Source organism: Catalinimonas alkaloidigena, from assembly GCF_029504655.1.
GTDB lineage: Bacteria > Bacteroidota > Bacteroidia > Cytophagales > Cyclobacteriaceae > Catalinimonas > Catalinimonas alkaloidigena.
This window is the reverse complement of the sequence record NZ_JAQFIL010000001.1, coordinates 6,128,537-6,151,723: the sequence shown is the minus strand read 5'-3', so window position 1 is coordinate 6,151,723 and position 23,187 is coordinate 6,128,537. Positions and strand designations below refer to the sequence as shown.

At 44.8% G+C, this 23,187-nt stretch carries 17 protein-coding genes; 10 read left to right on the top strand and 7 right to left on the bottom strand.

The features are described from left to right. Window positions 1-437 precede the first annotated feature (437 nt). The 5 genes from OKW21_RS24900 (at window position 438) to OKW21_RS24880 (ending at window position 4,253) form a co-directional block, all read left to right on the top strand. Window positions 438-752, top strand: coding sequence for an IS110 family transposase (locus OKW21_RS24900; RefSeq protein ID WP_277484877.1), 315 nt, complete (start codon window positions 438-440; stop codon window positions 750-752). Beyond that, entirely contained in the window at window positions 671-1,447 is a 777-nt protein-coding gene (locus tag OKW21_RS24895; protein ID WP_277484875.1) for a transposase, read from the top strand. The genes OKW21_RS24900 and OKW21_RS24895 overlap by 82 nt, the downstream gene beginning before the upstream one ends. Window positions 1,448-1,711: 264 nt before the next feature. Then, complete coding sequence (locus tag OKW21_RS24890; RefSeq protein WP_277484872.1) at window positions 1,712-2,167, top strand: nuclear transport factor 2 family protein; 456 nt, start codon at window positions 1,712-1,714, stop codon at window positions 2,165-2,167. A 554-nt stretch (window positions 2,168-2,721) separates the two neighbouring features. Continuing rightward, window positions 2,722-2,925 carry a DUF433 domain-containing protein gene (locus OKW21_RS24885; RefSeq protein WP_277484871.1) on the top strand — a complete coding sequence of 68 codons (204 nt, stop codon included), beginning with the start codon at window positions 2,722-2,724 and terminating at the stop codon, window positions 2,923-2,925. A 179-nt stretch (window positions 2,926-3,104) separates the two neighbouring features. Continuing rightward, a complete protein-coding gene (locus OKW21_RS24880; protein ID WP_277484869.1) occupies window positions 3,105-4,253 on the top strand; it encodes a DUF2911 domain-containing protein in 1,149 nt (382 codons plus the stop codon). Between the two features lie 618 nt (window positions 4,254-4,871). Here the strand turns inward: OKW21_RS24880 and OKW21_RS24875 are convergent. Next, window positions 4,872-5,459: a helix-turn-helix domain-containing protein gene (locus OKW21_RS24875; RefSeq protein WP_277484866.1), complete on the bottom strand. Its 588-nt coding sequence runs from the start codon at window positions 5,457-5,459 to the stop codon at window positions 4,872-4,874. Window positions 5,460-5,704: 245 nt separating this feature from the next. Here OKW21_RS24875 and ppgK point away from each other — a divergent pair, with 245 nt between their 5' ends. Both ppgK and OKW21_RS24865 read left to right on the top strand, forming a co-directional pair. After that, on the top strand, window positions 5,705-6,460 hold the full coding sequence (gene ppgK, locus OKW21_RS24870; protein WP_277484864.1) for a polyphosphate--glucose phosphotransferase: 756 nt from the start codon (window positions 5,705-5,707) through the stop codon (window positions 6,458-6,460). Between the two features lie 404 nt (window positions 6,461-6,864). Further along, window positions 6,865-7,425 (top strand): putative adhesin, encoded by a 561-nt coding sequence (locus tag OKW21_RS24865; RefSeq protein ID WP_277484862.1) that lies wholly within the window; start codon window positions 6,865-6,867, stop codon window positions 7,423-7,425. A 59-nt stretch (window positions 7,426-7,484) separates the two neighbouring features. Here OKW21_RS24865 and OKW21_RS24860 read toward each other — a convergent pair whose 3' ends face one another. Beyond that, window positions 7,485-8,549 (bottom strand): WD40/YVTN/BNR-like repeat-containing protein, encoded by a 1,065-nt coding sequence (locus tag OKW21_RS24860; protein ID WP_277484859.1) that lies wholly within the window; start codon window positions 8,547-8,549, stop codon window positions 7,485-7,487. A 232-nt stretch (window positions 8,550-8,781) separates the two neighbouring features. On the opposite strand from OKW21_RS24860, the gene OKW21_RS24855 reads away from it, so the two are divergent. From OKW21_RS24855 to OKW21_RS24845, 3 genes are all read left to right on the top strand, one after another. Beyond that, window positions 8,782-11,163: an ABC transporter permease gene (locus tag OKW21_RS24855; protein WP_277484857.1), complete on the top strand. Its 2,382-nt coding sequence runs from the start codon at window positions 8,782-8,784 to the stop codon at window positions 11,161-11,163. A gap of 221 nt (window positions 11,164-11,384) precedes the next feature. Continuing rightward, window positions 11,385-13,796 carry an ABC transporter permease gene (locus tag OKW21_RS24850; RefSeq protein ID WP_277484855.1) on the top strand — a complete coding sequence of 804 codons (2,412 nt, stop codon included), beginning with the start codon at window positions 11,385-11,387 and terminating at the stop codon, window positions 13,794-13,796. Window positions 13,797-13,876: 80 nt separating this feature from the next. Further along, window positions 13,877-16,276, top strand: a complete 2,400-nt coding sequence (locus tag OKW21_RS24845) for an ABC transporter permease (RefSeq protein ID WP_277484854.1) — start codon at window positions 13,877-13,879, stop codon at window positions 16,274-16,276. Between the two features lie 421 nt (window positions 16,277-16,697). On the opposite strand, the gene OKW21_RS24840 is transcribed toward OKW21_RS24845, so the two are convergent. The 5 genes from OKW21_RS24840 to OKW21_RS24820 form a co-directional block, all read right to left on the bottom strand. Beyond that, complete coding sequence (locus tag OKW21_RS24840; protein ID WP_277484852.1) at window positions 16,698-17,402, bottom strand: gluconate 2-dehydrogenase subunit 3 family protein; 705 nt, start codon at window positions 17,400-17,402, stop codon at window positions 16,698-16,700. Between the two features lie 12 nt (window positions 17,403-17,414). Continuing rightward, window positions 17,415-19,130 (bottom strand): GMC oxidoreductase, encoded by a 1,716-nt coding sequence (locus OKW21_RS24835; RefSeq protein ID WP_277484850.1) that lies wholly within the window; start codon window positions 19,128-19,130, stop codon window positions 17,415-17,417. A gap of 219 nt (window positions 19,131-19,349) precedes the next feature. Beyond that, the gene (locus OKW21_RS24830; RefSeq protein WP_277484847.1) at window positions 19,350-21,443 is read right to left on the bottom strand and encodes a peptidylprolyl isomerase; all 2,094 of its coding nucleotides are present in this window, start codon (window positions 21,441-21,443) and stop codon (window positions 19,350-19,352) included. A gap of 128 nt (window positions 21,444-21,571) precedes the next feature. Then, entirely contained in the window at window positions 21,572-22,882 is a 1,311-nt protein-coding gene (locus tag OKW21_RS24825) for a hemolysin family protein (RefSeq protein WP_277484846.1), read from the bottom strand. A 63-nt stretch (window positions 22,883-22,945) separates the two neighbouring features. Next, window positions 22,946-23,182: a hypothetical protein gene (locus tag OKW21_RS24820; RefSeq protein ID WP_277484844.1), complete on the bottom strand. Its 237-nt coding sequence runs from the start codon at window positions 23,180-23,182 to the stop codon at window positions 22,946-22,948. Between the last annotated feature and the right edge of the window lie 5 nt (window positions 23,183-23,187).

Below are 23,187 nucleotides of genomic sequence, written 5' to 3'. Positions count from 1 at the left end.
TGCCTATCATTGCTACATCTACTATTTCAACACTATCCTCTTGCGAGGTTTTGGACTTCGGTATGATGTGCTACCTCATCCGGTCTCGTAGCCTCAATATGTAGTCTCTGTTCGTCAGTACAGACACCGCAGTCTGGCCGCTCGGCCTTTAGATTTGTAGAGTATTAAAATTCAAAGAAAGCAGTTGTTACTACTAAAGTGTGCGAATGTGTGTAACTCAATAGAGTTATGCATATTTGCACACTTAGAAAGAGCCATTACCACAGAGGCACTTTATCGTCTCGGCCAGGATTAAAGACCTATGGACCGATTTAATCCTCTGCTGGATTGCTTGCCCTAAGACTTCAAATAGAAATTTAGGCTCATGACCTACTAGTAAGGTATTGAAGGTGGACAAGCGTATTGACTCGCTATGTGGAACTGTTGAACATAAAGCTATGCATTTTAAATATTTTATCGGTATTGATGTCTCAAAAAGTACACTAGATTTCTGTCTGATAAGCGCAGGAAAGGTAGTTCTACATCTCCAGACAGAAAACAATAGTAAAGGTGTCAAAAACTTTGTCAAGCAGTCTGGTTGTAAGCTAGAGGAGAGCCTGTTTTGTATGGAGCATACCGGAATTTACAACTACCCTCTGCTAGACTATTTTTCAGAGAAAAACACGGCTATTTGGCTTGGGAAGCCCCGCTTGAATCGGCTCTACGCATTAAGCACTCAGTCGGCTTACAACGTGGTAAGAATGACAAAGTAGATGCGGAACGTATTGCCTTTTATGCATACAGGAACCAAGACAGTGTAAAGCTTTGGCAAGCTACGCGTCCGATCATCAAAGAACTCAAAATACTGACAGCACTTCGCACCCGGCTCATCAATGCTAAAAAGCAGCTTAAGTCCTCACTGCAAGAGAGCGGGGAGTTTTTAGGTAAAGCTTTGCAAAAGAAAATGCAACGGTGCTGTCAGCACTCACTAAAGGCTTTAGAGAAAGACCTGGTCCAGGTCAACAAGCAACTGGATGAACTGATCCGCTCGGACGAGGAACTCAACCGGTTGTTCAATCTGGTTACCAGCGTAGAGGGCATTGGGACAGTGACAGCCAGAGAAGTAATCATCACCACTAATGAGTTTAAGGCCTTCACTGATGCCAAAAAGTACGCTTGCTATGCTGGAGTTGTACCTTTCCAGTACAGATCAGGCACTAGTATCAGGGGCAAGGACCGCGTGTCTCACTTGGCTAATAAAACAGTCAAAACTCTTCTGCATATGTCTGCGCTCTCGGCGATTAACCATTGTGAAGAATTACGCGATTATTATCAACGCAAAGTAGCCCAGGGGAAGAACAAAATGTCAGTAATCAATGCCGTAAGAAACAAACTGGTCTTACGCATATTTGCCGTCGTGAGAAATAACCAGAAATATGACAAAAATTATGAGTACACACTTGTGTAAATCATAGAAATCGGTCCGATTACTTCAGTGCATGGATCACTCCAAACCACCTTGCCACTTGCTTAGCTTGGGGTAACGACTCCCCCGCCTACAGGACCGGGCCCCGGCGGCTTTCACCCTTTGGGACATCCTTTTAAAGAACTATATTTACCATTCAAGGCACACACAAAGCACATAATGGCCAGCCTCCTATTCGTCGGCCGTCATATGTGCGAACCGTTGGCATCTATAGGGTCTGACATGATAACCTTAGAGATAAAAATTATGAAACACATTATACAGTTCCTAACAATTTTAGCTTGTGTGACAGGAGTGTCTCATGTTGCATTGGCGCAGGACTCACGAGAATCTGAAATAAGACGATTGGAAAAACTTGAAAGAGAATCGGTATTAAATGGTGACTCGCTTGCACTATTTGACAAAATTTGGTCGTCAAAAATGATAGTAAATACTCCGGCCAATGTGGTAGGGACAGTTGAAGGAACTAAAACCCATTTTAGATCTGGTGATCTTAATTACTTATCCTTTGAAAGGAATATTGAGAGAATCTTGTTTAACGATAACGTAGCAATTGTAATGGGAGGAGAAGTGATTAAACCACAAGGTAAGCAGATGAATGCGGGTAAAGTTGTGACAAGGAGGTTTACACATGTATGGCAGTACTCCAATAATAGTTGGAGTATAATCGCGCGACAAGCAACGATTATTAAAGTTGAATAGTAAACATTAAAGCTAGAAGTCACGGATGAGGTTCGGACAAAAGACCCTACAACTGGCAAACAAAAGCTATAAAACATATAATCTGCTACTGCTTTTATGCTGAACCGTTACTAAACATAAAAAAAGACACATCCTAACCTTCAAATCGGCAGTGATTTCGCTTTTTAATGTAAAAGAATAAAAGATGAGGTGAAAGGAATGATAAATACAGAATATCCAGCGTATTCAGCTAACACTTTGAAACGTAATGAAGATTTTGAATCAGAAATGAAAACAGTGCTTTAATAAAGCTTTATGAACTTGCTAAAGTCTCGTCAGGAGTTGCTTGCCAGATACAATGTTTCACTTCCTGGTGAATATGATATTGATGATTTGAATGAAGATATTATAAATGTCTAAGGTTGTATCCAATACCACACCGATTATCTCTCTTCCAAAACTAGAGCAGAAGCAATCGTATTAGCGACAGAAATGAAATCACTGAGCGCTTCTGGCTTCAAGCTCTTCTTAAGATAGCCCTGAACAACTTTTTCTGAATTTTCGTAAGTTTAACTATGAACTGGCAGGAACATATAGTATCAGATAAAAATATTTTGTTAGGTAAACCTATCATCAAGGGTACCAGAATATCAGTTGAGTTTATCCTGGAGAGGTTGTCAAATGGCTGGACAGAGGACAAAATATTGCGATCTTACCCCCACCTGAAGAAAGAAGGCATTCAAGCTGTTTTTGCATACTTTAACTTAGGAATCAATTAAGCTGTGAATAAACAGCCGGCTCAGATACTGAGAGATAGCTAGCGCTCATAAAAATAATATAATTCCTTCCCGCAAATTGCGGGAATTTTTTTGTCAGGGTGAAAGTGAAGGCTTTGCTTTTAGGTGTGACAGGGGAATTGTTTTAAATTGAAGGAGTATCCCTAACCCAAATTCTGAGAATGATGAAAAAGCTCCTTTACCCTCTGCTGGCCATCAGCTTTGTATGGCTGGCAACCAGCCCCGGCTTACTCGCCCAGTCTGTTACCTTGCCTCCCAGCGGTGACAACCAGAAAAGCTTAACCACCCAATACATAGGCTCACTGGCCCATGTCACCATCCAGTATAATAGTCCTGACGTAACCGCACCCAATGGTGAAGACCGTACCGGGAAAGTTTGGGGACAGCTCGTACCCTATGGCCTGACGAACTTAGGCTTCGGTAGCGCTGAGGCGGCTCCCTGGAGAGCCGGTGCCAATGAAAATACCACCATTACCTTTTCGCACGCTATGGAGGTGGAAGGCAAAAGCATTGCTGCCGGTACCTATGGCCTGCATATGATTGTGGAAGAAAACCAGCCCTGGGTACTGATCCTTTCCAGAAACGCTTCGGCCTGGGGAAGTTATTTCTATGATGAAAGTGAGGATGCCCTGCGGGTAGAAATAAAACCTGAGGAATCCGAATTCCATGAGTGGCTGACTTATGAGTTCATGGACCGCCAGCCTGATCAGACTACCCTAGCCCTGATGTGGGAAAATGTGAAAGTACCGTTTACGATCAGCGTGCCCGACATGAAGAAGCTGTATGTAGACAATATGCGCAAAGAGCTGCAATCTACCGCCGGCTTTAGCTGGCAGGGCTGGAACCAGGCCGCCACTTACTGCCTGATGAATGATACCCATCTGGAAGAAGCCCTGGAGTGGGCAGAAAATGCGGTGAGCATGCCTTACATTGGCCAGGAGAACTTCACTACCTTACAAACCAAAGCAGGTATACTGAGTAAGCTTGAAAGGGGAAGTGAGGCTGATGAGATCATGATGCAGGCGATTAATCACCCTACAGCTACGCCGCTTCAGATTCATGCCTATGGCAGACAGTTGATCAGCCAGGGAGAGAAAGAAAAGGCGCTGGAAATCTTTCAGCTGAATGCCAAAAAATACCCTGATACCTGGCCGGTCAATGTAGGCCTGGCCCGTGGCTATTCCGCTACCGGCGATTATAAAAAAGCCATCAAGTACGCAAAAATGGCGGCCACAGAAGCTCCCGATCAACTCAACAAGGATAGCATGCAGGCAGCAGTAGAAAACTTTGCAGAAGGGAGAAGACTTTAACTGAAGTTAGAGGATATTCTGACCGATAGGTGTCTCTGCGACTGGCTGCCCTGCGACAGGCGTCCCTGCGACAGGCTTCCCTGCGAGTTCATTCCGTAGCTTGCGGAGGAATCTTAGCCCTGCATATCCATGGCTTGCATAACGCATAAGATCCCTGACGGCAGTCGCCACTGCGGGATGACCCGGAATGGCGATTCCCGGTCAGGATGCCGGAAGGGTGATCCACCGGTGTTGGTCTGGGCGACCCCGTCTGGGCGACCCCGTCTGGGCGACCCCGTCTGGGCGACCCCGTCTGGGCGACCCCGTCTGGGCGACCCCGTCTGGGCGACCCCGTCTGGGCGACCCCGTCTGGGCGACCCCGTCTGGGCGACCCCGTCTGGGCGACCCCGTCTGGGCGACCCCGTCTGGGCGACCCCGTCTGGGCGACCCCGTCTGGGCGACCCCGTCTGGGCGACCCCGTCTGGGCGACCCCGTCTGGGCGACTGACGCAGTGGTACCTGAAAAATGTTTTTTCTTCTTTCAATGATACAAGCTGTAAAAAATTAGAATAGACTCTATTATAAGGCGCTCAAGGGCGCCTTACTTTTTATAACCCTGCCTGCTTCCTTCCAAAAATGCTTATCGTTCCAATCCTAAAAAGGACACCTTCTTGTTTTTAGCTATCAGTATAGATACGATGATGATGTAGATGGCATCCAGAACATAAAACAAAAAAGTACCAGTAAGAGGCAAAGTATTCGCGAAGGTGGAATTGATATTAACTCCCCATTCATTATTTAGATATGGAGAGAAAATCCAAAGTATGATAGAAAAGAATATCAACATAGTCCAACCAATTTGAATGAAAACTTGCCTCTTCCCAAACTGATTCGCTCCCTCCACCTTATCCTTATATAAAATCCAGATGATGAGGGGAAGAATAATATTGCCCAGGGGCAAAACAAAATAAGAGAGCGCAGAAAGATTGATCAGATGCAGGACAGAGCGGTCACTTTTTTTGGTAAAGTCCATCAGGTCTTCAATAGCTACGTCCAGGGCATCCGCCAGAGCGATCAGCGTATGTCCGCGAGGCTCGGTTTGTCCGCCTTCAATTCTTTGCAGGGTGCGGATGCTGACTTTAGCGCTATCAGCCAGAAATTCCTGAGAGTAGCCTTTCTGTAATCTTCTCTGGCGTATTCTTTCGGATAAAATAGGTTTACTTTCCATAATTTTTAAGTTTTCCTAAAACTAGCTACGCTACCCTCATCTCCCTGTGTCAGCCCTGCGTCATTCTTATGACATTTGTGTCAAAATAGCATTTTGGGCTCAAAAAGCAGTCTTTACCAATGCTGTATTTTTCTTCTTTTTAGGGTGGACATACAAATTTTTAGTAATGCACAGACTTTCTCGGCTATCTGCACCTCTACGATTTTTTTGTTATACTTACGCCCTGTTAACAATGACTAAATAATATGGAGATTTTAGGTCTGGATGTAGGCGGCTCAGGAATCAAAGGAGCTATTGTAGACACTGTCAAAGGTGAACTAATATCTGAAAGGTATCGGCTGGATACCCCCCAACCCTCAAAGCCTGTGCGGGTGGCCAAAACGGTCAGCAAAATCGTGGAGCACTTTGGCTGGAAAGGTATCGTAGGATGCAGCTTTCCGGCAGTGATCATCAAGGGTAGATCCATGACAGCAGGCAACATCAGCAAAAAATGGATAGGCATGCAGGCTGATGAACTGTTCAGTGAGCATTGCGAAGGCCTCAGCTTTTACCTGGCCAACGATGCCGACCTGGCGGGTGTGGCCGAAATGAAACTGGGAGCGGGCAAGGGGCTGATGGGTAAAGTGATGATGATTACCATTGGTACGGGTCTCGGCACCGGTATGTTCTACAATGGCCAGCTTATCCCCAATATGGAACTGGGCAGGATATTGTATAAAGATGGTGAGCCGGTAGAGTACTATGCCGCGGACTCTGCCCGTAAAAAGGAAGACCTGTCTATGAAAGAGTGGGCCGGTCGCTTTGACTACTACCTGCACCACATGGTACGCATATGCTCACCCGATTACTTTATTCTGGGAGGCGGGATCAGTAAAAAGTACGATAAGTTTAAAGACTATCTGACCGTAGATATTCCCATAATAGTAGCGGAAGCCAGAAATAATGCCGGAATCATAGGTGCTGCCATGCATGCTGAAACCCTGCACACCCTGCCCGGCTAAAGGTTCGGCCTGGCCAGACCAGTACAAAGAAAAAAATGCCGTTGACATATCAGGTATAATACCATGAAGCACTTCACGTATGAAGATGTTTATCAGGAAGCTTAAAGGCTAGTTAACAATATGTCGTCCTGGTATTCTGCAATGAGTAATGATATCTCGATTACCACCCGGCAAATCGTTCCCATTGCTTGTAAAATAGATACGCAAGCTGAGAAGAAACGGTAAATGGAATTTCAACTACTATTTCCGGGTGTTGAGCGTAATGCTTGACTTTACGTTGGGAATAAGAAGCGATCTATTCAGCATTAGGTTAACTTATGGATAGATGAATATATCTTACTAATTTCATTATTTACATCCATCAGATTGGTTTTTTTACTATTTTAAGTAAAAACTAAAGTCTTATGATGCGGTCTATTGGTGATAGCGACAATATGTATCTTTTTCTTGGTTCCGGAGATGAGAGTGTCTATGCTACAAGTTTAGTCATCTCAGCACATGGTGGAATCAGAAAAACACGCTCTCCAGAATTTACGGTCCCGTATGGAGCATTACAGTTTTATTCAGAACATGGAGATGCAACATATGATGAAGGTATTGATACTTTCATAGGGGGTGGAAATATCAATAAGAAGCAAGAACTAATCACCCAAGGTAAAAAATGCTACAATTATGATCTCACCAAATATCAGGGAAAGCATAACAAGGCTAATGAGACGTACGAGTCAATTCAAACTTATCAGGAAACGGCTAAAAATATAGTAAAGGCCAAGGAGGCAATCCTAAGTAGTGGTAAAAATGTGCCCGGTGCTTATGCTAATTATACTAACTTTGATGTGTTAACCATCCGTAACAGGCGCTTCCAAGCCGGTGTGAATTTAGAAAATGCATTGCAGGCAGTTGGCTTAGTGCACAAATACACTATCATACATTGCTACTTTTGCCGCAGCTTTTACTTTTATTAATCAGCCTTTATCCCACCTTTAGAAATAGTATATTTTCACTGCTGGGATTTATTTGTGCTCTACCAACTCAGCTTTGCCACCCTTCCATCACTTCCGCTCAGCCAGGCAGTGGATGTACCCGCTACAGCTTGTATGCTATGGTAAGCTATGCTATCTAAGGGTGTCCAGCTTTTGCCGAAATCAGTGGAGTAATCAGAACCATTGGTACCTACAGCAATGAAAAGCTGATCTTCAGGAAAGTAAGCCACGCCCGAACGATAGCCACCGGGCATCTGCTCCGCCAGTTGCCAACTCCTGCCCCCGTCTACCGTATAGCAGGCGATACGAGAGGTATCATCAGGAATGAGATAGTCACCGCCTACCGCTACACCGCTCAGGGTATCGGCAAAGGCCATAGAAAAAATTCCTTGTGAGGGTTCACCTTGTTTCATGGGTGTTTTGCTAAACTGCCAGTATTGTCCGCCATCTACCGAGTAAAAAACCCGGGAAGCACCTCCGCCGCTGGCAAAGCAGGCAAAAGCTTCTCCCTTAACCACAATATTGGTACCGCTGGCGGCGAAGCCCGCTTCTCCTTCTTTGGGCTTGGGCAGGTCTTCTGAAAGGATACGACTCCAGTTTTCACCACCATCTTCAGTACGCAAGATTGTAAAATAACCCTCCAGCGGATCACCCATCACCAGAGCATGCTGCTGATCCCAGAAAGCCATGCCATCCAGAAAAATGTCTGGATTAGTATTCTCATACTGTAGTGTCCAGTTTTGACCGCCATTGGTCGTTTTATAAATCAGGGCGGGAGAGCCTGCACTGAGGAGGTAGGCAGTTTGCGCATCAAAAGCTTCTATGTCCCTAAATTGCAGAGAGTCGGGCACTTCAAAGGAAAAGCTTTGCCATGTTTGTCCTCCATCGGTAGTCATGATACAAGCAGCTTCACTGCCACTGACCCAGGCTATTTTTTCACTTACAGCCGATAGCCCCCGCAGGCTGGCTTGGGTAGGAGTGTTCAAGTGTTGCCACTGAAAAGAAAAGGAAGCAGCTTTTGTCTCAGGTTTTTCGGACTGCTTCTGAGATTGTTGACATTGCCACAGCAAAAAACTCAGGAGAAAGTAAGGGAAAAAGCTTTTCATTGGATAAATATAGCTCATCAGATGTCACGAAAGCAAACACTGGGTGTCACGAAAACGATACAGTCTTTTTAATGAATGATGATTAATGAAGGGTGAATAAACTGAAATTCAGTGACTTATAAATATGAATCTTGTCTGGCGGGAAAGTTGAACGTTCTAAATTGAATGATGATTAATGGGCAATGATGAATGTCCCGCTTCATTAATCATACGTCACAAATCATTCGGCATTATGTTAAAAAATTACCTCAAAACCTCAATCCGTAACCTGCGCAAGCGGCCTTTTTATACTACGATCAATGTGCTGGGGCTGGCGATAGGGATGGCCTGTACGTTGCTTATTACTGTATACATACTGGATGAGTTAAGTTATGACCGCTTTCATGAAAAGGTAAATCGCATCTACCGCCTTGCCTCACACCTGGAGATAGGAGAAAGCGGGTTTACCGGAGCGGCAGTGAGTGCGGCCACAGCAGACGTTTTTAAAGAGGAAATCCCTGAAGTGGAAATGGTAGTCAGGCTGAACCAGCGGGACAATATGACCTTTAAAAAAGATGAAATCACCATTGAAGAAGATAAGGTGCTGACCGCTGACTCCAACTTTTTCCAGGTGTTCAGCTTCCCTTTGGTAAAAGGTGATCCTGCCAGTGCGCTGAGTGAACCTAATGCAGTGGTAATGACAGCCGCAGCTGCCCGTAAATATTTCAAAGATGAAGACCCCATAGGGCAAAGTATACAAATTGATGATAAGCTTTTTCAGGTGACAGGCATTATGGAACCGGTACCCGCTGCCTCACATGTGCATTTTGATATTATCTACTCTTTTTTGTCAGACCCTAAGAATAAGGCAAAACACTGGGGGAACCTGAATACAGCTACCTATTTTTTACTACAGGAGAATGCTGACATAGAAAATGTAAATGCGCAGCTTACCCCCTTGCTAAAGAAGTACTTTGAGGAATATGATCTCTTTCAGGAGTTAGGCTATACCGTTGAAATGTTTACGCAGCCGTTGACCGATATTCACCTGTCTTCCCATATGCAGGGAGAGTTTGAAGCGAATGGAAATATCAAGTATCTATACATTTTCGGAGCCATTGCACTTTTTATCCTGCTGATTGCCTGCATCAATTTTATGAACCTGTCTACTGCCCGCTCCGCCGATCGTGCCAAAGAAGTAGGGGTACGTAAAACAATGGGTTCTGCCAGAAGCACATTGATCCGCCAATTTCTCGCTGAATCGCTGCTATTGAGCTTACTCTCTATGCTGCTGGCTTTGGGCTTAGCCGAATTACTAAGAATCCCTTTTAGTAACATTGCCGGAAAGGACATACCATTGCCGCTGCATTCATCCTGGTTTATTCCAACAGTACTCTTGTTAGGAGTATTGGTAGGCATACTGGCGGGGAGTTATCCTGCTTTTTACCTTACCAAATTCAGGCCGGTGGAAGTATTGAGAGGCAGATTGGCCGGTGGTAGCAAAAATACCTGGCTGCGCAATTCTCTGGTGGTATTTCAGTTTGTAGTTTCTATTGTGTTGATCGTATGTACCATCATGGTTTACGAACAACTTCAGTTTATCAGGAATAAGGACTTAGGTTTTGACAAAGAGAACATTATCGTACTCGATAATGCTAAAGCATTGGGAAACAACAAAGAGGCCTTTTATCATGCTTTGTCAACCCAAACTGAAGTGCAGGGAGTGAGCTTTACGGATGTGTCTCCACTGGGCGGATACGATGCTACCGTTTTTATTCCCGCACTTGAGAATGATACTACTTATCGCGATGAAGATGCCTTGGTGCTCAATTATATACAGGTGAGTCATGACTATGTGCCTACTATGGGTATCAAGCTTAAGGAAGGACGTAATTTCTCTCGAGAGCTTGCTTCCGATTCTGCTAACTATGCCGTCATCCTGAATGAACAGGCAGTAAAAATTTTAGGCCTGGGCGTAGGCAGCAAAGTCATGACCAATAGTGAGTTTGAATCTGAGGTAGTGGGCGTAGCAGAGGATTTCCATTACAAATCTTTACACTCGGCAGTAGAGCCCTTGGTGCTGGTGTTGGCAGACGAGCCCAACTACGCAGAGATCAAAGTAAAATCCACCGACTTACAGCAGGCACTCAGTAGAATAGAAGAACAGTGGAACCTGCATGCTAATGGTACGCCTATGGACTACAGTTTCCTGGATGAAGACTTTGATGCGCTCTTCCGTGCCGACCAGCGGGTAGGCATGATCTTCGGAGGCTTTACTACGCTGGCTATTCTTATCGCTTGCATGGGGCTGTTGGCACTGGCGGCTTTCATGGCCGAGCAGCGTACCAAAGAGATTGGCATCCGCAAGGTGATAGGTGCTTCGGTAAAAAGTATTGTGCTGCTGCTGTCTAAAGATTTTACCAAGCTGGTGATCATTGCCTTTGTAGTGGCAGTCCCTCTGGCGTACTTTGCCGTACAGCAGTGGCTCAACGACTTTGCTTATAAAATTGATATCAAAATGGCTTCATTCATTATCGCAGGCGTTTTGGCCTTACTTATTGCGATTCTTACGATCAGCTATCAGTCTTTCAAGGCAGCTCTCGCCAACCCGGTAGATTCACTAAGGAATGAGTGAAAATAAAAGGGAGAGCGTACGGATATGAACGGAAAGGTGTATCGGTTTCATGACAATTTCAGGTGAGGAAAATCCACATTCATATGTAAATTATTGTTAATCAGATGCTTGTGTATTAAGATTAAATTTGGAAATGTGTTTGTACTTAGAGGAATAGGTTCATTCTTCATTATTCACTACTTGTTATGTTTAGAAATTACCTCAATATCACCCTCCGCAATATGCTTAAAAACAAGTTCTACACTTTTATCAATGTCGTAGGATTGGCACTGGGCATCAGTAGCAGTTTGCTGATTGGCTGGTATGTGATGGATGAACTGAGTTATGATGACTTTCATCAGGATGCAGAACGTACATTTAGAGTAATTACCAATGGTGGAGCATACTATCAGCTAGCCACTACGCCGCCGCCTTTGGCAGAAGCCATCAAGAGTAGCATACCCGAAGTGGAGCAGGTAGCCAGAGCCTTCACCTGGAACCATTCTACCATGCGCCTGCCACTGGAAGAAGACCAGAGCCAGGAGAAAGTGTTTCGGGAAACAGCAATCTTTATCGTTGATCCTGAGTTTCTGGAAGTGCTGAACTTCAAGCTGATTGCAGGTGAGGTGGAAACCGCGCTCAGGGTACCCAATGCGCTGGTTCTCACCCGGGCTACTGCCGAACGTTATTTTGGTGAAGGTGCGGTAGAGAGAGGTGAAGTGCTGGGCAAAGAAATTTTGTTCGGAGGGAGCCGTGACGCTCGATTCGTTAGTGGAGTAGTGGACCCCGGAGCTACTCATTTCCCTTTTGACATGCTGGTCGCTACTACCGGTTATCAGGAGATCACAAATTCTGACAACTGGGCATGGAATGTTATGCATACCTATCTGAAAGTACGACCTAGCGTAGCCGATGATCCCAAAAAGAGGAAAGCACTGAAGCAAAAGCTGGATCAGATTGTGGAGCAGCATGCCCGGCCCTTTATGGCAGCGGGTGAACTTGGACCTGAACAGAGTACACAGTTAGAATATGAGCTGCAGGCTGTTTCTGATATTCATCTCCATTCAGACCTGATGAGGGAGCATGAGGCCAATGGAAGTATAGAAACGGTATACGTTTTGATGATTGTCGCTATACTGATTGTCCTGTTGGCCTGCATCAACTTCATGAATCTGACTACCGCCCAGGCTACCCGCCGCGCTAAAGAGGTAGGTGTACGCAAGGTCCTGGGTGCTCCCCGCAAATATCTTGTGTTTCAGTTCTTGCTGGAATCCCTAATGGTGAGCCTGATCGCCATGTTATTGGCACTTGCTACCGTAGAGATTTTGCGTATACCTTTCAATAAGCTGGTAGGGAAAGACCTTATTTTCGATTGGTTGAACCATCCACTTTTATTAGCCTCGCTTGTAGGAGGTATCATCCTGATAGGGCTGCTTTCAGGAAGTTATCCTGCTTTGTATCTTTCTGCTTTTCGCCCTATTAGTGTCCTAAAGGGTAAGCTCAATTCTACCCTTGGGATAGGGCGTCTGCGTAACGCATTGATTGTCTTTCAGTTTGTCGTGTCTATCGGCCTGATTATCTCTACAGCTTTAGTGGTTCAGCAACTTCATTATATACAGACCAAAGACATTGGTTATGAACGGGAGAATGTGCTGGTGATCAAAAATGATAAAGAGATTCAAGAACGCTGGAAAGAATTTAAAGAAGCCCTCCTCCAGCAATCACAAGTCAAGCAGGTAAGCTTTGCTTCCGGAGTGCCTTTGCAGTCGCTTCGTAGCATGCGTGACTTCCGGGAGGAAGGAGCCGCGTCCGGTCAGGGTATGCAGTGGTTTCTGATAGATCAGGACTATATTTCTACCCTGGAACTGGAAGTTATAGCCGGCAGAGCTTTTCGGGTAGATAGAATTTCGGACCATAAAAGTGGCCTGTTACTCAACGAAGCAGCAGTAAAGGCATTAGGTTTGGAAGATCCTCTGGGTAAGCGAATTATTAAAAATAAGGGTGAAAATGACGAAGAGCAGTTGGAGGTAATAGGGGTAGTGAAAGATTTCAATATTGAGTCTTTTGATCGCGTAGTAAAGCCGGTGGCTATGCAGTACTATTCACCTACTTACCTTAGCGACTATGCGATAGTTCGGCTCAATACAGGTGATGTTTCTGCGGCGCTGGCTCAGGTAGAAGGGATTTGGTCTCAGTTTGAACCGGAGAACCCTTTTGTCTATTCATTCCTGGATCAGGATTTTGACCGTATCTTTCGTGCTGAGCAAAGGCTGGGCAATGTGCTGAAGGTGTTCACCGCGCTGGCTATTCTGGTGGCCAGCATGGGGCTGCTGGGCTTGGTGGCTTTCGTAACTGCCCGCCGGACCAAAGAGATAGGCATCCGAAAAGTGCTCGGTGCCTCAGTGGTACAGATCAACCACCTGATCGCTAGTGATTTTCTAAAATTGGTACTTATTGCATTTGTGGTAGCCGCCCCCTTATCCTATTGGATGGTGGAGCGCTGGCTCAACAATTTTGCCTATCGTACTGAAATCAGCATTGGAATTTTCGTCCTGGCCGGACTCGCTGCACTGCTCATCGCCTGGCTTACGATCAGTTTTCAATCTATCAAGGCAGCCTTAGCTAATCCGGTAGACTCGCTGAGGGACGAGTAAATCATAATGTCAGGTGAAGAATGAATAATGATAGCAAGTCATCATTATTCATTCTTATCTCTTCATTAATCAACAAACATATGATCAGAAACTATATATCCATCGCATTCCGTCATCTTTGTAAACGGAAGTTCTATGCTATCATCAATGTTCTGGGGTTGGCTATCGGCATGTCTTGTACCTTACTGATTGCGGTATACATACTGCAGGAACTCAGCTATGATCGTTTCCACGAGAAGGCTGATCGTATCTATCGCCTGGCTACGCATTTAGAAGTAGGAGAAAGCGGGTTTATAGGAGCTGGAGTAAGTCCGGCGGTCGCACAACCTTTTAAAGAAGAAACTCCCGCAGTGGAAATGGTAGTACGAATGAACCGTGGAGGGAGTAGTATTCTCATGAAGGACGAGATTACGATCAAAGAAGATAAGATACTGGCTGCTGACCCGGATTTCTTCAGACTTTTTAGCTTTCCTCTGCTCAAAGGTAATCCTGAGAAAGTCTTGCAGGAACCAAATTCAGTAGTGATGACTCAGGAAACTGCCCGCAAATATTTTCAGCAAGAAGATCCGCTAGGGCAGACAATATTCATGGATGGAGAGCTTTTTCAGATCACAGGTATCATGGAGCCCATGCCTCAGGCATCGCACTTTCACTTCGATATCATATACTCATATATTACTGATCCCATAAGCAAGGAAGAAAATTGGGGTAAACTTGATGCAGCTACTTACTTTCTCTTGCGTGAAGGGGCTGCTATTGAGGAAGTTGAAGCCAATTTAGACCCTTTGTTAAAGAAGTATCTCAGGGAGTACGCAATGTTTCAGGAGATGGGGTATACCATAGAGATGTTTACCCAGGCTCTGACTGATATTCACCTGCATTCCCACATATTGGGAGAGTATGAGGCGAATAGCAATATCAAATACCTCTATATTTTTGGTGCTATAGCATTCTTTATCCTACTGATTGCCTGTATCAACTTTATGAACCTGGCAACTGCCCGTTCGGCTGATCGTGCCAAAGAGGTAGGCGTACGCAAAACAATGGGATCCAGACGTACTACATTGGTACAGCAATTTCTGGCGGAATCGCTGCTACTGAGCTTAGTCGCTATGCTGCTGGCTTTGGGCCTGGCCGAACTGCTCAGAATACCTTTTGGTGAGATTGCGGACAAAGATATCCAACTCCCTCTTTCTTCTCCCTGGTTTCTTCCTTCCGTTTTGTTATTAGGCATCATTGTAGGCGTATTGGCAGGGAGTTATCCTGCTTTTTATCTGACCAGGTTCAGACCGGTTGAAGTGCTCAGAGGGCGCTTAGGAGCAGGAAGTAAAAATGCTTACTTACGAAACTCACTGGTAGTATTTCAGTTTGTCGTTTCTATCGTACTTATTGTCTGTACCCTGTTGGTATATGAACAATTACAGTTTGTCAGAAACAAAGACCTGGGTTTTGACAAAGAAAATGTGATCATACTTGAAAATGCACTGGCTTTAGGAACGAATACTGACAGCTTCAAAAATGCCCTGCTGCAGATGAGCGAAGTGCAAAGCATGAGTTTTACCAATGTATCGCCTTTGGGTGGCTATGAAGCTACTGGCTTTATTCCGGCTAGCCCGAGCGATAGCAGTAGTGGTAGTGCATATCGTGATGAGGATGCCCTGGTACTGAGCGATATCATGGTGAGTTATGATTACCTGCCTACCATGGGCATTCAACTGAAAGAGGGGCGTAACTTTTCTCGTGAAATAGCATCGGATTCTGCCTATCACGCAGTGATCCTTAACGAACAGGCAGTAAAAACACTCGGGATGAAAGAGCCCGTAGGTAACACTGTTTTGATAGGTGGTATGTATGTGGCAGAAGTTGTAGGGGTGGTAGAAGACTTCCATTTCAAATCCCTGCATTCGGCAGTAGAGCCGCTGGTTATTGTACTTTCCGACAAACGTAATTTTGTGGAGGTAAAGGTTGCTTCTGATAATTTACCTCATGCATTAGCCTTGCTGGAAGAGCAATGGAACTTACATGCTGACGGTACGCCCTTTGACTACAGCTTTCTGGATGAAGACTTTGATGCGCTCTTCCGTGCTGATCAGCGGGTAGGGATGATCTTCGGTGGCTTTACTATTCTGGCGATTTTCATTGCCTGTCTGGGATTGTTAGCGCTGGCTTCTTTCATGGCAGAGCAGCGTAGTAAAGAGATAGGCATACGAAAAGTGATGGGGGCTTCGGTAAAAAGCATCATGCTGCTGTTATCCAAAGACTTCACTAAGCTGGTCATCATCGCTTTTGTAGTAGCGATACCACTGTCTTATTTTGCTGTGCGGCAGTGGCTCAACGACTTTGCCTATAAAATTGATATTGGTCTGACCTCGTTTATCATTGCGGGCGTACTGGCGCTGCTGATTGCTGTACTCACCGTAAGCTATCAGTCTGTCAAAGCTGCCCTGGCTAATCCGGTAAACTCGCTGAGGGACGAGTAAGGAATAATAAAGAATATACTGATTTTCTTTCCAAAGGACAAGGGGCCAGTCAGGAGGGGTGCGACGCTTCTGACTAGACCCTTGTTAAAAATAGAGTCTATTTCCATCAATACGATGAACAAATAAGTGAGAGCAGGGTGCAAAAGTAACTTACACTTGGTATGCTAAGTCGACTACTTTTGGTAGCATAACTAGCTTACTTTTGATGTGCTAAGTCGGCTACTTTTGATAGTATAACTAGCCCACATCGGGTACTAATAGTGCCCTGCTTTCAATAGCAAAATTACGCTGCTTGGTAGAGCAATACTTGCCTTCTTCTCAGATTGGCTTTCGCTCAACGCAATGTAACTCCCAGCGTGGAACGTCTGCCTTTTTGTTGTCAACCTATTGATAAGCGTTCCCATGAATCACTCATTAATAACTAAGTAATCAGGTTGCCCTTGTCATCCCACTGAGCGATTTCATTGCGGGTTTCCTGATTGACGCACTTAGCCAGCCACTCTTCATCATAGGCCATGCCGTGCTCCTTCAATACATCTTCAGGTACCCCATCCCATACATTAGGGCGGTTCCCCTGATAGCCCAGGTCTTCTATGCCCATTTTAGAAGTATAGTAGCCAGTTAAAGTCAGGTTTCTCATGCGATTAAAAAACTCTACCCCCTGAGCTACTTCGGAAGAAGCCTTATCCGGATAGGCGATTTCATCCAGTAATTCTTTCTGCTGTGCTTCTGAACACTCGTCAAATACGACGTCAAACTTTCTGTTGGCCCTGTTATTCAACCACATAAGCCCACCCCTAATGGGAGTCTGATGGGCTGTAATGTCTTTTACGATAAAGGCGATAAATTCGTGCACGCCAGCATCAGTAGCCGAACCGGCACTTTCACTTGCCGGTAAGATCAGGTCGCAGAGGGTGGCGATTGTATTTAATTCCAGCTCAGTAAAAAACTCCGATTCAAAAAGTTTTTGATCCCGGGCTTTTTCTTCATCGGTACGTCCGTAAGCATTATTGTCTGCCACAGGGGCCTGGGGAGCTTCAGCTTCTTGAGGGGCACAACCATTGATGATTAATCCTCCCGCCACAGAACCTAACAACATTGATTTTAATGATTCTCTTCTGTCCATGATGTAATAGGATTAGATATTTTGTTTTTTGAATTGGTCAATGATATAATCAGAGGTTTTCCAGGATAGAGCCAGTATCGTCCAGGTAGGGTTTTTATCAGCCTGTGAAACAAATGGTCCGCCATCTACTACAAAGACGTTTTTAGCTTCATGTAACTGCTGGTGTTTGTTGACTACTGAAGTTTTAGGGTCACTACCCATACGGGTGGTACCTACTTCGTGGATGATTCTGCCGGGGGCAGCCAGTCCATAATCCTGATCTTTGCCCGGAGTATTGCCTAGCACAGTAGCGCCCATGGCATGGAAGATTTCTTCAAAGGTCTGGTGCATATGCTTAGCCTGAAGGCGCTCATGGTCAGACCAGGTATAATTGAAGCGCAATACCGGAATTCCCCATTCATCCACCACATCAGGATCAATTTCACAGTAGTTATCTTTCCGGGCGATACACTCTCCACGACCCGCTACGCCAATAAAAGCGCCATAAAACCGCTTGACATCGTCGCGCAGCTTGTTGCCATAGCCTCCTGTCTGCTCACCGATAAACTTGTTCATCTCCGTGATCCCATTGCCAAATCCGTAAGAAGGCATCCCCATGCCACCTCCAACTTCTATGTGATAGCCTCTGGCAAAATCCAGCTTCTTATTGTCCAGCCACCAGGGACTGTACACGTGCATGCCACTTACGCCATCTTCGTTGTAGATTTTACGGTTCATCAGCTCAGGAACGAAGGCACTTCTGCTACTCCCTGTAGAGTCATGCAGATATTTGCCTACTATATCTGATCCATTGCCCAGACCATTGGGGTGCTGAGCACTCTTGGAATTCATGAGGATACGTGCTGAACTACAGGCAGAGGCTGCCAGCACTACTGTACGGCCTTTGAGTTGATACTCCTGCCGGTCTTCTTTGTTGACATAAGAAACGCCGGTGGCAATGCCTTCATTATTGGTAGTTACTTCTCTTACCACTGAATTCACGAAGAGGTCTACCTTGCCAGTCTTTTGCGCAGGAAAAACCAATGAAGTACCGGAAGAGAAGTCAGCCTTGGCAGAACATGCTCTTCCGCACTGTCCACAGTAAAAACAAACGCCCCTGTCATTGTTAATGCGCTTGGTAAGCATTGATTTTCTGGCGGGAATTACCGTCACGCCGGCTTTCCTGGCTCCTTTGATGTAGTATAATTCGTGCAGCCTGGGTTTAGGAGCAGGCAGAAAGTATCCGTCCGGTTCATTCCGCATATTCTCCTTACTTCCGAAAACTCCTATGAGTTTGTCTACCTTATCATAATAAGGACTGACATCATCGTAGCTGATAGGCCAGTTATCGCTTAGCCCGTCCAGGTCATTTCTTCTGAAATCATCAGGGCCAAACCTTAAAGAGATTCTTCCCCAGTGATTCGTTCTGCCTCCGAGCATATGGGCGCGAAACCAGTCAAACTCAGTGCCATTCGTTCGGGTGTAAGGCTCTCCCTCAATTTCCCATCCGCCGTAGGCAGCGTCAAAATCGCCAAAGGCCCGGGTAGTGCCGGCTCCTCTACGGGGCGATTCCCAGGGCCATTTTAACTGGGTCATTTGAGCAGGGTCAGTAGGGTCAAAGAATGGACCTGCTTCAACAATGGCAATATTTAATCCGGATTCAGCGAGTATTTTAGCAGCCATGCCGCCTCCTGCTCCTGAGCCAACGATGATGGCGTCATAGACTTTTGAAGACTTCTTGATTTGCATCTAGATTATGAATTAGGTTGTGTAGAATAAATGAGGCTATTTCTTGGAAGATACTTGGTGAGTTTTAATTAACCTATTTAAGTAAATATGTTTTTCTGTAAAATCTAAATATTTTGAAGAAAACTTGGATTGTATGAAGAAAAATCAAGAGATGGAATTGGTAAAAAAAAGGCTGCCTTTTTGGGGCAGCCTCATAAATATCGTAATGTTTAGTAACTTCTAGTAGAACTTATAGCGTTCATCTTCAATATCAGCGAACTCCCGCACCGCTTCAGAAATATTGAAACTACTGCGTTGATTGGCCTGTTGTTGCAACTGCTCCTTGTATGTAGAGTAGTCAGCAATTTCAGGAGCTTCAGTGATTGCATCAAGCTGAATCATAACTACGCCATTCTCACCCTGTATAGGTTCTGAGACTTCTCCTGCATCAAGTGCAAATGCTTTACCTACCGCTTTGGGTGCAAAGCCTACGTTGGGGAGGGTATTGCTGCTCATCTTTAAATCACTGCTGGAGTAAACGCTGGCATCAGTACCAAAAGCACTGGCGATTTCATCAAGTGTCCCTGTCAAGCCTTTTAGCTTTTCAGCAATTTGCTCACCTTTCATTTCCGCTCTCACTTTGGTAGCGACTTCATCTCTCACAGCTTCAAGTGAAGCGGTGCCTTCCTCTCTGCTGCCGGTAAGTACTGCTACTACATAGGAATCGTCTAGCTCAAATACAGTAGATATTTCGCCTACAGAAGCATCATTGTAAGCCCAGCGTACGATCTGGCGGGCATCCCCTAGGCCACGAATATTCTGAGCTGAACTAGCGATATTTTCGGCAGTTTGAATATCCAGTGATTCCTGTTGTGCCTGGGTGGTGAAGCTGCTGGCATTATCAACACTGCTGGCAAAGTAATCCGCTTTGCGATAAGCCTGATCACGGGTAGCATCACTAGGGTAAAGCTCCCTTACTACTGTAGCGATTTTATATGCCTGATCTGTAGGGGCTTCAGTAACTTTAATGATATGGTAGCCATAGTCAGTCTTAATTAACTTCCTGATCAGTCCTGCTTCATTTCTTGAAAAAATGGCATCTTCAAACTCAGTTACCATCCGGCCTTCAGGAAACCAGCCTAAGTCTCCACCTCGAGAGGCAGTCACATCTTCGCTGTTTTCACGGGCCAGTTGGGCAAAGTCTGCTCCGTTGATGAGCTGATTCAGTACATCCTGAGCTTTACTTCTGGCTTCAGCCTCCGGAGTTTCCTCGGTCTTGAAAAGGATATGACTTGCTTTGGCATAAGACACAGTATCTTCAGTAGCTTCAGAGACTTTGAAAAGGGTGTAAGCTCCGTTGTTTGGATAAGGTCCGTAAACTTGACCTTGCTGTAAAGGAACGCCCTGCAGTTGAGCAGGAATTTGTCCGGGAGCATATGTGCCATACGCTTGTCCGGTACCATCGGTATTGATAGCAGCAAAAGAAGAGTCATTGGAAGCACTGGCAAAGTTAGATTTCAATTGCTCAATCTCTTCCATGAAGTAGGTGGTATCTTCTCCGGAAGGTGCGATAGAGAAAGAAACATAACTTAGTGTACGCCCTTCTTCTACCTTAAACTCATCAGGATGTTCATCCAGGTAAGCCTGAAGCTGCGCATCCGTTACATTAATTGCAGTATCGCTTATAGCGTAGAAAGGAACATATAGGTACTGTACTTCTGCTACGGTATTTTCAGCCTTATATTGCTGTTGTGCCTCCTGCGTGGTGATATAGTCAGCGTAAGTAATCAGGTTATCATACTTGATTCTTCTACGTCCGGTTTTCAGGTTGTTTTCAAATACCTGCCAGGCTACCTGCTGCTGAGGCTGCAACTGAGGGAGGTTTTGCAAATAGCTTACCACCTGATCCCGGCTAAATTCCCCGGTCTCGGGATTGGTAAATGCCTGACGAATCTCCGGAGTGATATTATTACCCTGTACCATATCCACGAGCTCACTCTCTGTCACCTGTATTCCCAGTTCTTCAAACTGCTCGGTGAAAGCAATGTCAGCAATAAGCTTATCCCAAGCCTGCTGCCGAATGGATATCATTTCTCTCTCCGTAGGGTTACGTCCGGTATTGACAGAAAAGTTATACTTTACTTCTTCTATAGCCTGCTGGTATTCCTGTATGGAAATATCCTGTTCGGCTATCTCTCCTACTTCTGCCTCTTCCTGGCTAAAAAGCCCTGAGCTTGACGTAAAAACATCCGCTGCAATAAATAGAAAAAGGCCTAGCGCGACAAAGCCTACGACTAAGGCAGTCCTCTCACGAATCTTACTGATTAATGCCATTGTTTATTCACTTTATAAAAAGAATCCCAAAATAAATGTATTCGCCTCTAATTTCAAAGTTCAACATAGAGAGAAGGTCAATGATTCCCACCTGAAACTTACTCTTTTTCAGTGAGATCAATATTTTTTCAAGCTTCCTGCTGTTTACTGTTAACAGTCACTTTCACATTGTCTATTCTGTTTTCGTGCATAGACATGATAGTAAACGTAAAAGGGGGGACCCTGACAACATCGCCGGTGGTAGGAATTTCTCCCGTGAGCGATAATATATACCCCCCTAGCGTATCATAATCTCCCGCAGGAATTACCCAATTGAATTTTTCATTAAGGTAGTCAATTTCATGTCGTGCGCTTATGAGATAGTTATGCTCATCCAGTTGCATCTCTACCCAGTCTTCCGCATCGTGTTCATCCTGTATATCACCGAAAATCTCTTCTATAATATCTTCCATGCTCACAATTCCTGCAGTTCCGCCAAACTCATCCACTACCAGGGCCAGGCTCTTATGCTCGGTAATAAATTGAATCATCAGCTCGTTGGCCGGGATGGTTTCCGGTACGATAATGATAGGCGTTAGAATCTGGCTGATAGTCTCGGGCTTTTTAAAAAGCTCCAGCGAGTGACAGTAGCCGATCACTTCATCTATTGATTCTTTGTACACAATAATTTTGGAGTGGCCACTCTGCATAAAGGCTTCCTTAAGCTCCCCAATATCATCTTCAATATCCACAGCTACCACTTCAGTACGTGGAATCATACATTCTCTTACCTTGACAGTCTTAAATTCTAACGCATTGCTGAAAATCTTAGTATCTACCCGTGGAGGTGACTGCTGGATATGCTGCTTGCTACTTTCTTGCAGCACTTCTTCACTTAGTGTGTTTTTGATATAATTATTGAGGTCAGTAAGTCCGAAAACAGGTTTATCTTCCCGGTACTTGAATCCCAAAACATAAATGATGACGAACTGAGATACTTTATCTATGATCCACACAAATGGATACATGATGTAATAAATCATGGTGATAGGAATCGCAAAAATAGACAATAGTCCGTTCGGGTCTATCAAGAAGGCACTCTTCGGAGTAAATTCAGCCACGATAAGTACCAAAATAGTTGCCAGTATGGTTTGTAGGGTAAGTACCGTGATATCATTGTTGATGATTTCCGGGAGCTGCCCCACCAGCCATGGCTCCAGCAGGTTTGCCATAAAAATACCATAAAGTACCAGGGCTATGTTATTCCCTACCAGCGTAGTGCCTATGAAACGGGAGGGTTTTTGAAGAAAGTGAGACAGTAATCTACCAGAAAGCGCTCCTTGTTTACCGGCTAATTCAATCCTTAATTTATCGGCTGAGATAAAGGCAATCTCTATTCCTGAGAAAAAAGCAGAAAACAAAAGACATATTAATACTATGGTAATGCTGTAATAATCCATATGTTGGTTTAGCAATCACTGGGTATTGAGTGTGAGCAAAAAGGTAAACATAGTAGTTTCATTTTACTTTGATCTTTTTTTCTTTTTGTTTTTCTCTCCTTTTTTTTCTTGTGCTTTCTCCTGCTGCTGGTTTTTTCGGCGTACTCTGTACCAGAATAGTAAAATTAAGGAAGCCATAAAGAAAACGTAGGCGTTTGCTACGCCTTCAGCAATAGTTTCGCTACCCACCATTGTCTGGTGTACTCCGATAATAAAAAACGCAACACTCAGGGAAAGTAAAATAGCATCCAGTAACCGCATGTATC